A 13905-nucleotide genomic window follows, 5' to 3' on the forward strand; every position below is an offset into this window, starting at 1 on the left:
GTTTCAGAGCACTCAGATCGAGCCTTCGCTCCACTGCCCATTCACCAGGCGACGCAGCCCCAGCGGGTTGCCGTCACGCAGCGCCTCCGGCAACAGCGCTTGCGGGTAGTTCTGGTAGCACACCGGGCGCAGGAAGCGGTCGATGGCCAGGGTGCCGACCGAGGTGCCACGGGCATCGGAGGTGGCCGGGTACGGCCCGCCGTGGACCATCGCGTCGCACACTTCCACGCCGGTCGGGTAGCCATTGACCAGAATGCGGCCGACTTTCTCTTCCAGCAGCGGCACCAGCCAGGCGTAGGCTTCGAAGTCCTCTGGCTCGCCGATCAGCGTTGCGGTCAGCTGGCCGCGCAGGCCGAGCAGGGCGTCACGCAGTTGCGCGTTGTCCTTGACCTCGACCGCCACGGTGGTCGGGCCGAACACTTCTTCCTGCAGCAACGGGTCGGCTTCTACCAGCAGGCGGGCATCGGCCTTGAACAGCTGGGCGCGGGCCTGGCTGCCTTGCTGGGCCTGGCCGGCCAGGTGCTCGATGCCCGCGTGCGCGTGCAGGTGCTCGAGGCCGCCGACGTAGCTGCGCAGGCCGCCAGCATTGAGCATGGTCTGCCCGGCCTGCTGGTCCAGGTGCTGGCCAAGGTCGGCGAGCAGCTGGCTGTACTGCGCCGACTGCATGCCGATCACCAGGCCCGGGTTGGTGCAGAACTGCCCGGCACCCATGCAGACCGAGCCGGCCAGCTCACGGGCGATGGCCTCGCCACGCTTGGCCAGGGCGCCCGGCAGGATGATCACCGGGTTGATGCTGGACATCTCGGCGAACACCGGGATCGGTTGCGGGCGCTCGGCGGCCATGCGGCACAAGGCGTCGCCACCCTTGAGCGAACCGGTGAAGCCCACGGCCTGGATAGCCGGGTGCTTGACCAGCGGCTCGCCAACGCCAGCGCCGAACACCATGTTGAACACACCCTTGGGCATGCCGGTGCGCTCGGCGGCGCGCTGGATGGCGCAGCCGACCAGGTCGGCGGTCGCCATGTGGCCGCTGTGCGCCTTGAACACCACTGGGCAACCGGCGGCCAGTGCGGCGGCGGTGTCACCACCGGCGGTGGAGAAGGCCAGGGGGAAGTTGCTGGCACCGAACACGGCGACCGGGCCGACGCCGATGCGCATCTGGCGCAGGTCCACGCGCGGCAGCGGCTGACGCTCGGGCAGGGCGAGGTCGATGCGCGCACCGAGGAAATCGCCGCGGCGCAGCACCTGGGCGAATAGGCGCATCTGCCCGCTGGTGCGGCCGCGTTCGCCCTGGATACGGGCGGCAGGCAAGGCGGTCTCACGGCAGACGATGGCGACGAAGGCGTCATCCAGCTCGTCCAGTTCGGCAGCGATGGCGTCGAGGAACTCGGCGCGGCGAGCCGGTTGCAGATTGCGGAATTCGACAAATGCGCCGGCGGCAGCCTTGGCGGCCTGGTCCACTTCGGCCTCGGTAGCCTGGGCGAAGCTGTAGGGCAGGGCCTCGCCGGTGGTGGCGTCCAGGCTCTGCAGGCGTTGCGAGCCAGCGGCGCTGCGCTGGCCGGCGATGAAGTTGTGGCCGAGGATCTCTGGCATGTGGGGCTCCTAGGGTTGAATGATCAGGTTATCGGTGCCGGATTGAACAGGGTGATGTCGTTGTGCAGGCGGTGCTGTTCGGCCCAGGTCTGTTTGCGGCCGCTGGCCACGTCCAGGTAGTAGTGGAACAGCTCCCAGCCCAGCTCCTCGATGGTCGCGCGCCCGCTGGCGATGCGTCCGGCGTCGATGTCGATCAGGTCCGGCCAGCGCTGGGCCAGCTCGGTGCGGGTGCAGACCTTGACCACCGGCGCCATGGCCAGGCCATACGGCGTGCCACGGCCGGTGGTGAACACGTGCAGGTTCATGCCGGCGGCCAGTTGCAACGTGCCGCAGACGAAATCGCTGGCCGGGGTGGCGCAGAAGATCAGGCCCTTGCGGTTGACCCGCTCGCCCGGGCCGAGCACGCCCTGAATGGCGCCACTGCCGGACTTGACGATCGAACCGAGGGACTTCTCGACAATGTTCGACAGGCCGCCTTTCTTGTTGCCCGGCGTGGTGTTGGCGCTGCGGTCTGCTGCACCTTGCTGCAGGTAGCGGTCGTACCAGTCCATCTCGCGCACCAGGGCAGCGGCGACTTCCTGGTTTTCGGCACGCGAGGTGAGCATGTAGATGGCATCGCGGACTTCGGTCACTTCCGAGAACAGCACGGTGGCGCCAGCGCGCACCAGCAGGTCGGCGGCATAGCCAAGTGCCGGGTTGGCGGTGATGCCGGAGAAGGCGTCACTGCCGCCGCACTGCATGCCAAGGATCAGCTCGCTGGCCGGCACGGTTTCGCGGCGGCGCTGGTCGAGCTTCTTCAGGCGGGTTTCAGCAAGGCCCATGATCTGTTCGATCATTTCGCCGAAGCCGAGGCTGGCATCCTGCAGCCGATACAGCCAAGGCTCGCTGAGGTCGACCGACGGGTCGTTGTCGTGCATCACCTGGCCGGCCTGGAGCTTTTCGCAACCCAGGCTGATCACCAGCGCTTCGCCACCGAGGTTGGGGTTGCGCGCCAGGTTGCGCACGGTGCGGATCGGGATGTAGGCATCGCGGGCATTGATCGCCACGCCGCAGCCGTAGCTGTGGGTCAGGGCGACCACGTCATCGACATTGGGGTATTGGGGCAAGAGTTCGGCGCGGATGCGTTTGACCGCGTGTTCCAGCACGCCGGTCACGCACTGCACGGTAGTGGTGATGCCGAGGATATTGCGGGTGCCGACGGTGCCGTCGGCGTTGCGGTAGCCTTCGAAGGTGAAGCCGTCCAGCGGTGGCAGGGCATCGGGTACGGCATCGCAGCGCGGCAGGCTGTCCAGTTCGGGGGCGGCTGGCATGGCCAGCTGGCTTTCCTGCACCCAGCTGCCCTGGCGCAGGTCTTTCAGAGCATACCCGATGATTTGCCCGTAGCGACGCACCGGCTCGCCCTTGGCGATCGGCACGGTAGCAACCTTGTGGCTCTGGGGCACGCCTTCGACCAGGGTCAGGCCATCGGCGAAGCGGGCACCTTCGCCCAGGCCGCCGTCGTTGACCACCACCACGACGTTGTCGTCGTCGTGCAGGCGGACGTAGCGGGGCGAGTCGGAATGTTCGATCAACTGCATGTTTGGGCCCTACTTGTCAGGTTCTCAGGCTTTTGTACATCCGCCCGCGCAGGCTTGCGCCGGCGCAGGCGTGCTCGGTTAGTGCCGCGAGCTGGCCAGTTCGCCACGGGCGGCCGGCTCAGGCTGTGGCTTTGGCGCATCGTCGCGCAACTCGATACGCTTGATCGGGCCGACGATCACCAGGTAGCTGAACACCGCCACCAGGGCGTTGGCACCCACATACACCAGGGCCCACTTGAACGAGCCGGTGGCGCTGATGATGTAGCCGATGACGATGGGAGTGGTGATCGAGGCGATGTTGCCGAAGGTGTTGAACAGGCCACCGGACAGCCCGGCGATCTGCTTGGGCGAGGTGTCGGCCACCACCGCCCAGCCCAATGCGCCGATGCCTTTGCCGAAGAAGGCCAGGGTCATGAAACCGACCACCATCCACTCGGCGTCGACATAGTTGCAGAAGACCATGGTGGTCGACAGCAACAGGCCGCAGACGATCGGCAGCTTGCGCGAGAAGGTCAGCGAGTTGCCGCGGCGCAGCAGCCAGTCCGAGATCACCCCACCCAATACACCGCCAATGAAGCCGCACACCGCCGGCAACGAGGCGATGAAGCCGGCCTTGAGGATGGTCATGCCACGTTCCTGCACCAGGTACACCGGGAACCAGGTGAGGAAGAAGTAGGTGATGGCGTTGATGCAGTACTGGCCCAGGTACACGCCCAGCAGCATGCGGCTGGTCAGCAGTTGCTTGATATAGCCCCATTTCGGGCCGTCGTTGCCACGCTTCTGGTCCATGTCGACCAGGCCGCCGTTCTGCTCGATGTGCTCGAACTCGTCCTTGCTGATGCGCGGGTGCTGGCGTGGGTTGTAGACGGTCTTCAGCCACACCATGGAGAACACGATGCCCAGCGCGCCCATGACCACGAACACGTGTTCCCAGCCGAAGCTGAACACGATCCAGCCCATGATCGGGGCGAACAGTGCGGTGGCGAAGTACTGCGCCGAGTTGAAGATTGCCGACGCGGTGCCGCGTTCCTGGGTCGGGAACCAGGCCGCGACGATACGGGCATTACCCGGGAACGACGGGGCTTCGGCGAAGCCGACGAGGAAGCGCAGGGTGAACAGGGTCACCACCGCCCAGGCCACCGGCAGGCCGCCGACAAAGCCCTGCAGCAGGGTGAACAGCGACCAGGTGAAGATGCTGAAGGCGTAGACATTCTTCGAGCCGAAGCGGTCCAGCAGCCAGCCACCGGGTATCTGCCCGGCCACGTAAGCCCAGCCGAAGGCGGAAAAAATATAGCCAAGGGTAACGGCGTCGATGCCGAGGTCTTTCTGCAGGCTGGAGCCTGCGATAGCGATGGTTGCTCGGTCTGCGTAGTTGATCGTGGTCACCAGGAACAGCATGAACAGGATCAGGTAGCGCACATGCGTCTTTTTAGTCGCTTGCATGCTGTAAACACTCCCACTAGTTATTTTTGTGCGGGCTCACGCGTTGTAGCCGGAGTGGGGCAGGCCCACTCCGGAGGCGGCAATGGCAGGCCGCGCGGGGGCGCTTATTGCGGACCCATCTTGTCCATCAGTGCTGCGAGCAGCTCGTACTCTTCGGCGCTCAGGTCGGTCAGCGGGGTGCGCACCGGGCCTGCGTCGTAACCGGCGATCCTGGCGCCGGCCTTGACGATGCTCACGGCGTAGCCGGCCTTGCGGTTACGGATGTCCAGGTACGGCAGGAAGAAGTCGTCGATCAGCTTGGCCACGGTGGCGTGATCGTCACGGGCGATGGCGTGGTAGAAGTCCATCGCGGTCTTCGGAATGAAGTTGAACACTGCCGAAGAGTACACCGGCACACCCAATGCCTTGTAGGCCGCTGCATACACCTCGGCAGTCGGCAGGCCACCCAGGTAGCTGAAACGATCACCCAGGCGGCGACGGATCGACACCATCAGTTCGATATCGCCCAGGCCGTCCTTGTAGCCGATCAGGTTCGGGCAGCGCTCGGCCAGCTGCTCCAGCAGGTTGGCATTCAGGCGGCAGACATTGCGGTTGTACACCACCACGCCGATGTTGACCGACTTGCACACCGCTTCGACGTGGGCGGCAACGCCGTCCTGGCTGGCTTCGGTGAGGTAGTGCGGCAGCAGCAGCAGGCCCTTGGCGCCCAGGCGCTCGGCTTCTTGTGCATATTCGATGGCCTGGCGGGTGGAACCACCGACGCCGGCGAGGATTGGCACCGACTTGGCGCAGGTGTCGACTGCCGTCTTGATCACCTGGCTGTACTCACTGGCGGCCAGGGAGAAGAACTCACCGGTGCCACCGGCGGCGAACAGGGCGCTGGCGCCGTAAGGGGCGAGCCATTCCAGGCGCTTGATGTAGCCAGCCTGGTTGAAGTCGCCCTGGGCATTGAAGTCGGTGACCGGGAAAGACAGCAGGCCGTGGGAGAGGATGGATTTCAGTTCTTGTGGAGTCATTGTTGTAGGCATCCTGTGGCGCTTGGGGTGAAAGGGTGTTGTTCTGCGTTGGAGGTAAGTTATCGTACAACTTGGGTAATGAACAGTCCCCTGCAGAAATTTTTTGTGAGGGCGCACAGGTGATCGGTGCAAGGTTGGTGCTGGTGCAAATATCGAGCGCCGCCCGCGCGGCGCATCGCGGATAAATCCGCTCCTACGGTTTGTTGCAACGTGGCCATGCCTGCGAGGCCATGGTTGTCAGCCGGTTTTCACGGCTCAAGTCATGCATCAAGGCTGGCAACTATGGCGTAACAGGTTCGGCACGTTGCAACAAACTGTAGGAGCGGATTTATCCGCGATGCGCCGCGCGGGCGGCGCTCGATCTCATAGGCGCAAAAGATCTGACGACAACCAATCGGCAGTCATCATATCTCTTAAGGAGGGAGGGGAAAAAACGATCGCGGAGACAGGCACAAGCCCGCCGCCCGCTTCCACGGGAAGTGTTCTGGGACCAGCAGAGGGTGACCGGGGAAGCGGGGGCGACCTTGCGCCGCCCCGCGATCAAAGCTAACGAAGCTGAAACCGGGTATCAGGCAGCCTGCTGGCACTTGATCTGGCTTTTGCGCACCTGCGCGCGGCAGGCATCGCCGAAGGCCTGGAAGATCTTGATCGAATCAGGGTTCTTCGCCGCTTGCCATTCCGGGTGCCACTGCACGGCAAACAGGAACGGCGAGATGCTTGGCGCGTGGATCGCCTCGACCAGGCCATCTTCGGCGTGGGCGATCGGCTCGATGCCGGCGCCAAGGTTGCGCAGGCCCTGGCCATGCAGCGAGTTGACGCGGATCTCGTCGGTGCCCAGGGTTTCATGCAGCCAGCTGTCCGGCTTGATCTTCACGCCATGCACCTGGGCGTATTGCACATCGACCGGGTCTTCCGGGTTTTCCCGGTGGTCGTTGAAGCCAGGCTCGGCGTAGACCTTCTGGTAAATGTCGCCGCCCAGGGCAACGTTGATTTCCTGCATGCCGCGGCAGATGCCGAAAATCGGCAGGCCGCGCTTGAGCGCTGCCTTCACCAGGGGGATGTCGAACAGGTCGCGGTTCTTGTCCTGGCCTTTGCCAGGGGTTTCGTTTTCCTGGCCGTACAGGGTCGGGTCGATGTTACTACCGGCACCGGTCAGGTACACGCCGTCGGCCATGTCCAGATAGGTCTCCAGGTCATCGATGCCACAGCAGGTGGGCACCAGTACCGGGACGCAATCGGCGAAGTCGACCAGCGGGGTGATGTATTTGTGGGTCATGACCTGATAGTCATGGCCTTTGCGCTCTTGGCTGCCCATGGTCATCAGGACGACGGGTTTGCGCAGGGAAGGTTGCTTGTTGCCAATGTTGCTGTTGGACATATGTCACCTTATGACAGGGCTCTGCCTGTCGTTGTTGTGCAGGTGCACGGCCCGTGGCCTTGATGTGCTACCTGAAGTCCCGAGCACTGCCGGCTCATCACGGGACGATTCCGGTCGGGGCTTGTTGATAGCTTGCCAGAGCCGTTCGATATGTCAAACGAGCAAAAAGCGGTTAAGGCGCCGAATTACGGGGCCATAACCCTTGCGAGCCTGAGCCGGCAAGGGTTTGGCGGGGGCTATGGTCAATTATATTTAACGACGCAGTCGGTTCATTGCAGCGCTGCAATGATCGACCGCTCAGTGCAGTATCTGCGCCAGGAAGGCCTTGGCCCGTGCAGTGCGCGGCTGGTTGAAGAACACCTGGGGCGGGCTGTCCTCGATGATCTGCCCGCCTTCGAGGAACAGCACCCGCTCCGCCACCTGGCGGGCAAAGCCCATTTCATGGGTGACGCAGAGCATGGTCATGCCGGTGCCGGCCAGTTGCACCAGTACGTCCAGCACCTCGGCGACCATCTCGGGGTCGAGCGCCGAGGTCGGCTCGTCGAACAGCATGATCCGCGGTTTCATGCACAGCGCCCGGGCGATGGCCACGCGCTGCTGCTGGCCGCCGGACAACTGGCTGGGGTACTTGTGCGCCTGGCTCTCGATACCGACCTTGCTCAGGTACAGGCGCGCCCGTTCCTCGGCGTCCTTGCGCGACAGGCCGCGCACGCTGGTGGGGGCGAGCAGGCAGTTGTCCAGCACGCTCATGTGCGGGAACAGGTTGAAGTGCTGGAACACCATGCCGATCTCGCTGCGCACCTGGGCCGCCTGGCGGGTGTTGGCCGCCAGGTCGGTGCCGGCAACCCGGATGCTGCCCTGTTGGGCGATTTCCAGGCGGTTGATGCAACGGATCAGCGTCGATTTGCCCGAACCGGACGGGCCACACAGGACAATGCGCTCACCTTCGCGCACCTGCAGGTCGATGTCGCGCAGCACGTGGAAGGCGCCATAGTGCTTGTTCAGCCCCTCGATGCGGATCAGCTCCGGACGAGGGGCAGTTTCGGGGGCAAGGCTGGCAACGCTCAAGGGGGCGGTCATGTTGTTGTTCTCCCGCTGGGTGTCAGTCGAAACGTGCCGCGCTGTAAGGCGCAGGGTCAGTGAAAGGGCGCTCGCCCGTGAGCAGCTCGGCCACCAGGCGGCCGCTGACAGGGCCCAGGGTCAGGCCGTGGTGGGCGTGGCCGAAATTGAACCAAAGGCCTTTATGCCGTGGCGCAGGGCCGATTACCGGGCGCATGTCGGGCAGGCAGGGCCGGCGGCCGAGCCAGGGCTTGTCATCAAGGCGCTCACCCAGCGCCGGGAACAGCTTGCGCGCCAGCGCTTCGCAGCGCTTGAGCTGGATCTCGTTGCCCGGTGCGTCACTGGCGGCGAACTCGATACCGGTGGTCAGGCGCACGCCGCGGGCCATCGGCGCCAGTACATAGCCACCCTGGGTGTCGCAGATCGCATGCAGCAGCTGCGCACCCTCGCGGGTGCTGTAGTGCATGTGGTAGCCACGCTTGATGCCCAGCGGAATGCGGTAGCCCAGGCGCTCGAACAGGTCGCCCGACTGTGGCCCGAGGCAGGCCACCACCTCCTCGGCGGTAATCAGCCCCCGTTGGCTGTCGACCTGCCACCGGCCGTCGACCTGGCGCAGGCTGCGCGCATCGCCATGCACGAACTGCCCGCCGCGCTGCACGAACAGTGCGGCATAGCCACGGGTGAGGGCGCCGGGGTTGGTGACGGTCTTCGGATCGAGCCAGTGGATGCCGCCGACCACGGTGCTGTCGAGCTGGTGCTCGCACGCCTGCAACTGGCCACGTTCGAGGATCTGGTACTGCAGGCCGTAACGGGCCAGGCCCTTGAGCTCGGCCTTGGCCTGCTGGAACAGCACCGGGTCGCGATAGACCTCGATCCAGCCTTTGGCCTGGATCAGCCCTTCAAGGCCGGCCGCCTGGACCAGCGCATCATGTTCCTCGACGCTGCGCTGAACCAGCGGCAGCATGTCGGCCGCGGCCCCGGCCAGGCGCCCGGGCGCCGACTGTTGCCAGTAGCGCAGCAGCCACGGCGCCGCCTTGGGCAAGTGCAGCACGCTGTAGCGCACATCGGGCTGGCGGTTCAGCCCATAGCGCAGCAAGGCGCCGAATTGCCGCGGGAAGGCATAGGGGATCACGCTGGAGCGCTCGATCAGCCCGGCGTTGCCATGGCTGGTGCCGGTGCCGGGGTCATCGCGGTCGAGCAGGATCACCTGGCGCCCGCGGGCCTGCAGGTGCAGCGCGGTACTGACACCGACGATGCCGGCGCCGAGGACAAGGGTCTGGCAATGCATGGATGTATCCTTCGGTCAGTTCAGGTGGCGGCCCAGGCGGGCTTCCAGGTGTTTGAGCACGCGTCGGACCAGCTCGACGATCACCAGGTAGAGCACCGCGGCCCAGAGGTAGATCTGGAAGTCGAAACTGCGCGAGAACGCCAGCTTGGTCACGCCCATCAGGTCGTAGAGGGTCACCAGCGAGGCGATGGCGCTGGCCTTGATCATCAGGATCAGCTCGTTGCCCAGCGGCCCGATGGCCACCAGCAACGATTGCGGCAGGATGACCTTGAAGAAGGTGGTCGAACGCTTGAGGTTCAGTGCCCGTGCCGCTTCGTACTGCCCCGGCGCCACGGCCATCAGGCTGCCGCGGAAGATCTCGGCCTGGTAGGCGGCGGTGTTCAGGGTGAACGCCAGCAAGGTGCAGAACCAGGCTTCACGGAAGAACCACCAGAGGCCCAGGTCCTGCCAGAAGCCCTTGAGCGAGCCCAGGCCGTAATACAGCAGAAACAGCTGTGCCAGCAGTGGCGAGCCGCGGAAGAAGTAGATGTAGCCGGCCGCCATGCGTTGCAGCAAGCGGTGGTGCGAGAGGCGCGCCAGCGCCAGCAGCAGGCCGAGCACGGCGCCCAGGCTGAAGGAGATCGCCACCAGCTTGGCGGTCACCAGCAGGCCATCGACGAAGCGCGGGCCATAGCGCTCCAGCAGGTCCGGGTCCAGTACCAGGCCCAGCAGTTGTTCGGCACTCATGCGCGTGCTCCTTGCAGGTGGCGGTTGCTGCGGCGCTCGATATAGGCGAAGACCCGCCCGGAGACTGCCGAGAACAGCAGGTAAGCCAGGCAGGCGACGCCATAGAAGAACATCGGCTCCTTGGTCACGCTGACCGCAAGGTTGGTCTGGCGCATCAGGTCGACCAGCGAGATGGTGGATACCAGCGAAGTGTCCTTGAGCAACGACAGCCAGTTGTTCGACAGGCCTGGCAGGGCGATGCGGGTCAGTTGCGGCAGCACCACCTTGAAGAACCCGGTGCGCTTGCTCAGGCCCAGCGCCGAGCAGGCCTCCAGCTGGCCCTTGGGCAGGGTCTTGAACGCCGCCAGCCAGATTTCGCTGGAGAACGCTGCGAAGACCAGGCTGAAGGCGATCATGGCGGCCAGGAAGGTGTTGATCAGGAACTCGCCTTCATAACCCATGGCGGCCAGCAGCTTTTGTGCAGCGATCTGGCAGCCGTAATAGATGATCAGCAAGGTCAGCAACTCGGGCAGCCCGCGGAACACCGTGGAAAAGCTGGTGGCCCAGGCTCGGGCCAGGCGTTTGCGCGAGCGCGCCGCCAGGGCGACGGCCAGGCCCAGCGGCAGGCCGATGGGCAGGCAGGCGAGGGCCAGCGACACGGTAACCAGCGCGCCGGCCAGCAGCGCCTGGCCCCAGCCGCCACTGGCGAAGGACAGCAAGGACAATTGATCGAGCATGACGAACCCCTTTGACGGGTAATGCGGTGTCTGTGTGGGAATGCCTGTGGGAATGCCTGTGGGAATGCCTGTGGGAATGCCTGTGGGAGCGGCCTTGCGTCGCGAAAGGGCTGCGCAGCAGCCCCAGGATTTATGCATCAGCACAGAATGCCGGGGCCGCCTTGCGGCCCTTTCGCGACGCAAGGCCGCTCCCACAGGCCGCTCCCACAGGCCGCTCCTACACAAATTGCGCAGTTTTCCGAAGATCAGTTGTAGATATCGAAGGCAAAGTACTTGCTGGCGATCTTCTGGTAGGTGCCGTTGGCAACGATCTCGGCCAGTGCGGTGTTCAGCCGCTGGCGCAGCGCGTCATCGTCCTTGCGCACGGCAATCGCAGCGTCGGCCTTGGTGTTGGCTACATCGCCAAGGATCTTGCAGCAGTCGCCGCCATTCTTGTTCATCCACTCGTGCAGCGGGAACTTGTCGGCGATCACCCCGTCCAGGCGGCCGGCGGCGAGGTCGGCGTTGGCCTCGTCCATGGTCGGGTAGAGCTTCACCTCGGCGCCGGCCTTGGCGTAAACGTCTTCGGCATAGATGGCCTGGGTCGAGGACGACTGGGCGCCGACGGTATAGCCGTCGAACGTGGTTTGCGCGTCGCTGATCTTGCTGTCCTTGGCCACGGCGACGGTCAGCGGGGTGCGGTAGTAGTGGTCGGTGAAGGCGATTTTCTTGCGCCGTTCCTCGGTGTCGATCATCGAGGCCACCACCGCGTCGTACTTGCGCGCCATCAAGGCGGGAATGATGCCTTCCCAGTCCTGGGCAACCAGGGTGCATTCGACTTTCATCTGCTCGCACAGGGCATGGGTGATGTCGATGTCGAAGCCGTGCAGCTGATTATCGGCATCGACATAGTTGAAGGGCGGGTAGGCCCCTTCGGTGGCGAAGCGCAGGGTCTCGGCGCTGGCGTTAGCGGCCAGCAGCAGGGCACACGCACCCAGCATTGCCATGGTCTTGTTCATCTCGCACCTCTTGCACTCTTGCTATTGTTGTTTGCCCGCGGGCCACGAGGTGTAGCCGACGAACTCGTTATGTAGAGCGGCAGTTGCTTCCAAGCGTTTTTCAACATCAGGCCCGAGCTTCTTGCAGACCTCGTTGACCATCAGGTGCACCCACGACAGCATGGTCGCGGTGGACTCCCAGAACAGGTTGAATTCGGTGGGGATGCGGAACACTTCGTCGGCATGGGCATCGGCCCAGTCGCAGAAGGTATCGGTCACCAGGGTGACCGGGATGCCGGCGGCGCGTGCCTTCTGGCACAGCTGCAGGGCGTGGCGCGAATAGCGGCGGGCCTCGAACACCACCAGCGCGGTGTCTTCACTGCGGCCGAGCAGCACCTCGCCGAAGTGCCCGGCGCTGCCATCGACCAGCTGCACGCCATCGCGCAGGTATTGCAGCAGGTGGCTCATGCACATGGCGATGCCGCGTTCGGTCTGGAAGCCGGCGATGCACACCCGTGGCTTTGCTGCCAGGCGCTGGGCCACGGCGTGCCAGGCGTCGCTCTGGCGGTATTCGTGGACGCGTACCAGCGCGGCGATTTCCCGCTCCAGGCTGCCGGCGTTGTCGCTGACATCCTGGTTCTGGCGGTATTCTTGCAGGCGATCACCCATCAGCCAGGGGCCGTCGCCGAGGTCGCTCTGCAGGTCTTGCTTGAGCGCCTTGAGATGGGCATAACCGAGGGAGCGGCAGAAACGCCCGACGCTGGACTCGCTGACACCCAGCTTGGCGGCAATGCTGGCCGAGGTCTGGAACGGCAGTTCGTGCAGGTTGGCGAGCATGTAGCTGGCGATCTTGCGGCCTGAGGCTGCGGCCCCTTGCAGGCTGTTTTCCAGGCGTTGCTTGATCGGTTGGCTCATGCTGCGGCTCCAGGTGAGGCGTGGAATAGAAAATGGCTGTTTTCTGTCATCGCGTCAACATTTGACAGATAGCTGTCACTTATCGGAAAGTTTTTGTCGTTGCATACGCTGTTGCCATTCCAATTCCAAGAAAGGAGCTACAGATGTCCGCACCTTCCACCAGCCCGCTCGTGCGCCTGCCCTTCGCCGAGCTGCAGGGGCTGTTGCAAGCGATCCTCCAGCAGCACGGTTGCAGCGAGGCGGTAGCCAACGTGCTGGCCCACAACTGCGCCAGTGCCCAGCGCGATGGCGCCCACAGCCATGGCGTGTTCCGTATTCCCGGTTACGTTTCGACCCTGGCCAGTGGCTGGGTCGACGGGCGTGCCATCCCCCAGGTAACCGACCTGGCGCCAGGCTACGTGCGCGTGGATGCCGCCGGTGGTTTCGCCCAGCCCGCCCTGGCCGCAGCGCGTGGGTTGCTGGTGGAAAAGGCCCGCAGCGCCGGCATTGCCGTGCTGGCGATCCACAACTCGCACCATTTCGCTGCACTGTGGCCGGATGTCGAGCCCTTTGCCGATGAGGGCCTGGTGGCGCTGAGCGTGGTCAACAGCATGACCTGCGTGGTGCCGCACGGTGCGCGCAAACCGCTGTTCGGCACCAACCCGATCGCCTTTGCCGCGCCGTGCGCCGGGCATGACCCGATCGTTTTCGACATGGCCACCAGCGCCATGGCCCACGGCGATGTGCAGATCGCTGCGCGGGCCGGCCAGGCATTGCCCGAGGGCATGGGCGTGGATGCCCAAGGCCAGCCGACCACCGACCCCAAGGCCATCCTCGAAGGCGGCGCGCTGTTGCCATTTGGCGGGCACAAGGGCTCGGCGCTGTCGATGATGGTCGAATTGCTGGCGGCGGCGCTGACCGGCGGGCATTTCTCCTGGGAATTCGACTGGTCCGGCCACCCGGGGGCGAAAACGCCGTGGACCGGGCAACTGATCATCGTCATCGACCCGAGCAAGGCCGAGGGTGAGCGGTTTGCCCAGCGCAGCCGCGAACTGGTTGAGCAGATGCAAGCCGCCGGGTTGTCGCGCATGCCAGGCGAGCGTCGCTACCGCGAGCGGGAACAGGCCGAGCGGGAAGGGGTGGCGGTGACTGAACAGGAGTTGCAAGGCCTGAGAGAATTGCTCGGCTGAACCGCCCCTTTCGCGGGTTTACCCGCGAAGAATCCAGCACGAATCCCC

12 protein-coding genes are annotated in these 13905 nt (G+C 64.8%); 1 reads left to right on the plus strand and 11 read right to left on the minus strand.

Going from position 1 to position 13905, the window contains the following annotated elements:
- Nucleotides 1–12: 12 nt before the first annotated feature.
- From HU738_RS12925 to HU738_RS12975, 11 genes are all read right to left on the minus strand, one after another.
- Nucleotides 13–1593: an aldehyde dehydrogenase (NADP(+)) gene (locus HU738_RS12925; RefSeq protein WP_186602562.1), complete on the minus strand. Its 1581-nt coding sequence runs from the start codon at nt 1591–1593 to the stop codon at nt 13–15.
- Between the two features lie 23 nt (nt 1594–1616).
- Complete coding sequence (gene garD, locus HU738_RS12930; RefSeq protein WP_186602561.1) at nt 1617–3170, minus strand: galactarate dehydratase; 1554 nt, start codon at nt 3168–3170, stop codon at nt 1617–1619.
- A 78-nt stretch (nt 3171–3248) separates the two neighbouring features.
- Nucleotides 3249–4613, minus strand: a complete 1365-nt coding sequence (locus HU738_RS12935) for an MFS transporter (RefSeq protein ID WP_186602560.1) — start codon at nt 4611–4613, stop codon at nt 3249–3251.
- 104 nt (nt 4614–4717) lie between these two features.
- Nucleotides 4718–5629 (minus strand): 5-dehydro-4-deoxyglucarate dehydratase, encoded by a 912-nt coding sequence (gene kdgD, locus HU738_RS12940; protein ID WP_176506622.1) that lies wholly within the window; start codon nt 5627–5629, stop codon nt 4718–4720.
- Between the two features lie 568 nt (nt 5630–6197).
- Complete coding sequence (locus HU738_RS12945) at nt 6198–7007, minus strand: gamma-glutamyl-gamma-aminobutyrate hydrolase family protein (protein ID WP_186602559.1); 810 nt, start codon at nt 7005–7007, stop codon at nt 6198–6200.
- 297 nt (nt 7008–7304) lie between these two features.
- Entirely contained in the window at nt 7305–8087 is a 783-nt protein-coding gene (locus HU738_RS12950; RefSeq protein ID WP_186602558.1) for an amino acid ABC transporter ATP-binding protein, read from the minus strand.
- A gap of 22 nt (nt 8088–8109) precedes the next feature.
- On the minus strand, nt 8110–9354 hold the full coding sequence (locus tag HU738_RS12955; RefSeq protein WP_186602557.1) for an NAD(P)/FAD-dependent oxidoreductase: 1245 nt from the start codon (nt 9352–9354) through the stop codon (nt 8110–8112).
- 15 nt (nt 9355–9369) lie between these two features.
- Nucleotides 9370–10080, minus strand: coding sequence for an ABC transporter permease (locus tag HU738_RS12960; RefSeq protein WP_176507952.1), 711 nt, complete (start codon nt 10078–10080; stop codon nt 9370–9372).
- Nucleotides 10077–10796 (minus strand): ABC transporter permease, encoded by a 720-nt coding sequence (locus tag HU738_RS12965; protein WP_186602556.1) that lies wholly within the window; start codon nt 10794–10796, stop codon nt 10077–10079. The genes HU738_RS12960 and HU738_RS12965 overlap by 4 nt, the downstream gene beginning before the upstream one ends.
- Nucleotides 10797–11041: 245 nt before the next feature.
- The gene (locus HU738_RS12970; protein WP_176507954.1) at nt 11042–11794 is read right to left on the minus strand and encodes a transporter substrate-binding domain-containing protein; all 753 of its coding nucleotides are present in this window, start codon (nt 11792–11794) and stop codon (nt 11042–11044) included.
- 21 nt (nt 11795–11815) lie between these two features.
- Nucleotides 11816–12688: a MurR/RpiR family transcriptional regulator gene (locus tag HU738_RS12975; protein ID WP_186602554.1), complete on the minus strand. Its 873-nt coding sequence runs from the start codon at nt 12686–12688 to the stop codon at nt 11816–11818.
- Between the two features lie 143 nt (nt 12689–12831).
- Between HU738_RS12975 and HU738_RS12980 the strand changes: the two genes are divergently transcribed.
- Nucleotides 12832–13857, plus strand: a complete 1026-nt coding sequence (locus HU738_RS12980) for an Ldh family oxidoreductase (RefSeq protein ID WP_186602552.1) — start codon at nt 12832–12834, stop codon at nt 13855–13857.
- Nucleotides 13858–13905: the final 48 nt, after the last annotated feature.

The organism is Pseudomonas vlassakiae, from assembly GCF_014269035.2.
GTDB lineage: Bacteria > Pseudomonadota > Gammaproteobacteria > Pseudomonadales > Pseudomonadaceae > Aquipseudomonas > Aquipseudomonas vlassakiae.

What these genes read in the sequence shown, in the direction of transcription:
- HU738_RS12925 (WP_186602562.1), bottom strand. Translation starts at nt 1,593, where the DNA reads ATGCCAGAGATCCTCGGCCACAACTTCATCGCCGGCCAGCGCAGCGCC.
- garD (WP_186602561.1), bottom strand. Translation starts at nt 3,170, where the DNA reads ATGCAGTTGATCGAACATTCCGACTCGCCCCGCTACGTCCGCCTGCAC.
- HU738_RS12935 (WP_186602560.1), bottom strand. Translation starts at nt 4,613, where the DNA reads ATGCAAGCGACTAAAAAGACGCATGTGCGCTACCTGATCCTGTTCATG.
- kdgD (WP_176506622.1), bottom strand. Translation starts at nt 5,629, where the DNA reads ATGACTCCACAAGAACTGAAATCCATCCTCTCCCACGGCCTGCTGTCT.
- HU738_RS12945 (WP_186602559.1), bottom strand. Translation starts at nt 7,007, where the DNA reads ATGTCCAACAGCAACATTGGCAACAAGCAACCTTCCCTGCGCAAACCC.
- HU738_RS12950 (WP_186602558.1), bottom strand. Translation starts at nt 8,087, where the DNA reads ATGACCGCCCCCTTGAGCGTTGCCAGCCTTGCCCCCGAAACTGCCCCT.
- HU738_RS12955 (WP_186602557.1), bottom strand. Translation starts at nt 9,354, where the DNA reads ATGCATTGCCAGACCCTTGTCCTCGGCGCCGGCATCGTCGGTGTCAGT.
- HU738_RS12960 (WP_176507952.1), bottom strand. Translation starts at nt 10,080, where the DNA reads ATGAGTGCCGAACAACTGCTGGGCCTGGTACTGGACCCGGACCTGCTG.
- HU738_RS12965 (WP_186602556.1), bottom strand. Translation starts at nt 10,796, where the DNA reads ATGCTCGATCAATTGTCCTTGCTGTCCTTCGCCAGTGGCGGCTGGGGC.
- HU738_RS12970 (WP_176507954.1), bottom strand. Translation starts at nt 11,794, where the DNA reads ATGAACAAGACCATGGCAATGCTGGGTGCGTGTGCCCTGCTGCTGGCC.
- HU738_RS12975 (WP_186602554.1), bottom strand. Translation starts at nt 12,688, where the DNA reads ATGAGCCAACCGATCAAGCAACGCCTGGAAAACAGCCTGCAAGGGGCC.
- HU738_RS12980 (WP_186602552.1), top strand. Translation starts at nt 12,832, where the DNA reads ATGTCCGCACCTTCCACCAGCCCGCTCGTGCGCCTGCCCTTCGCCGAG.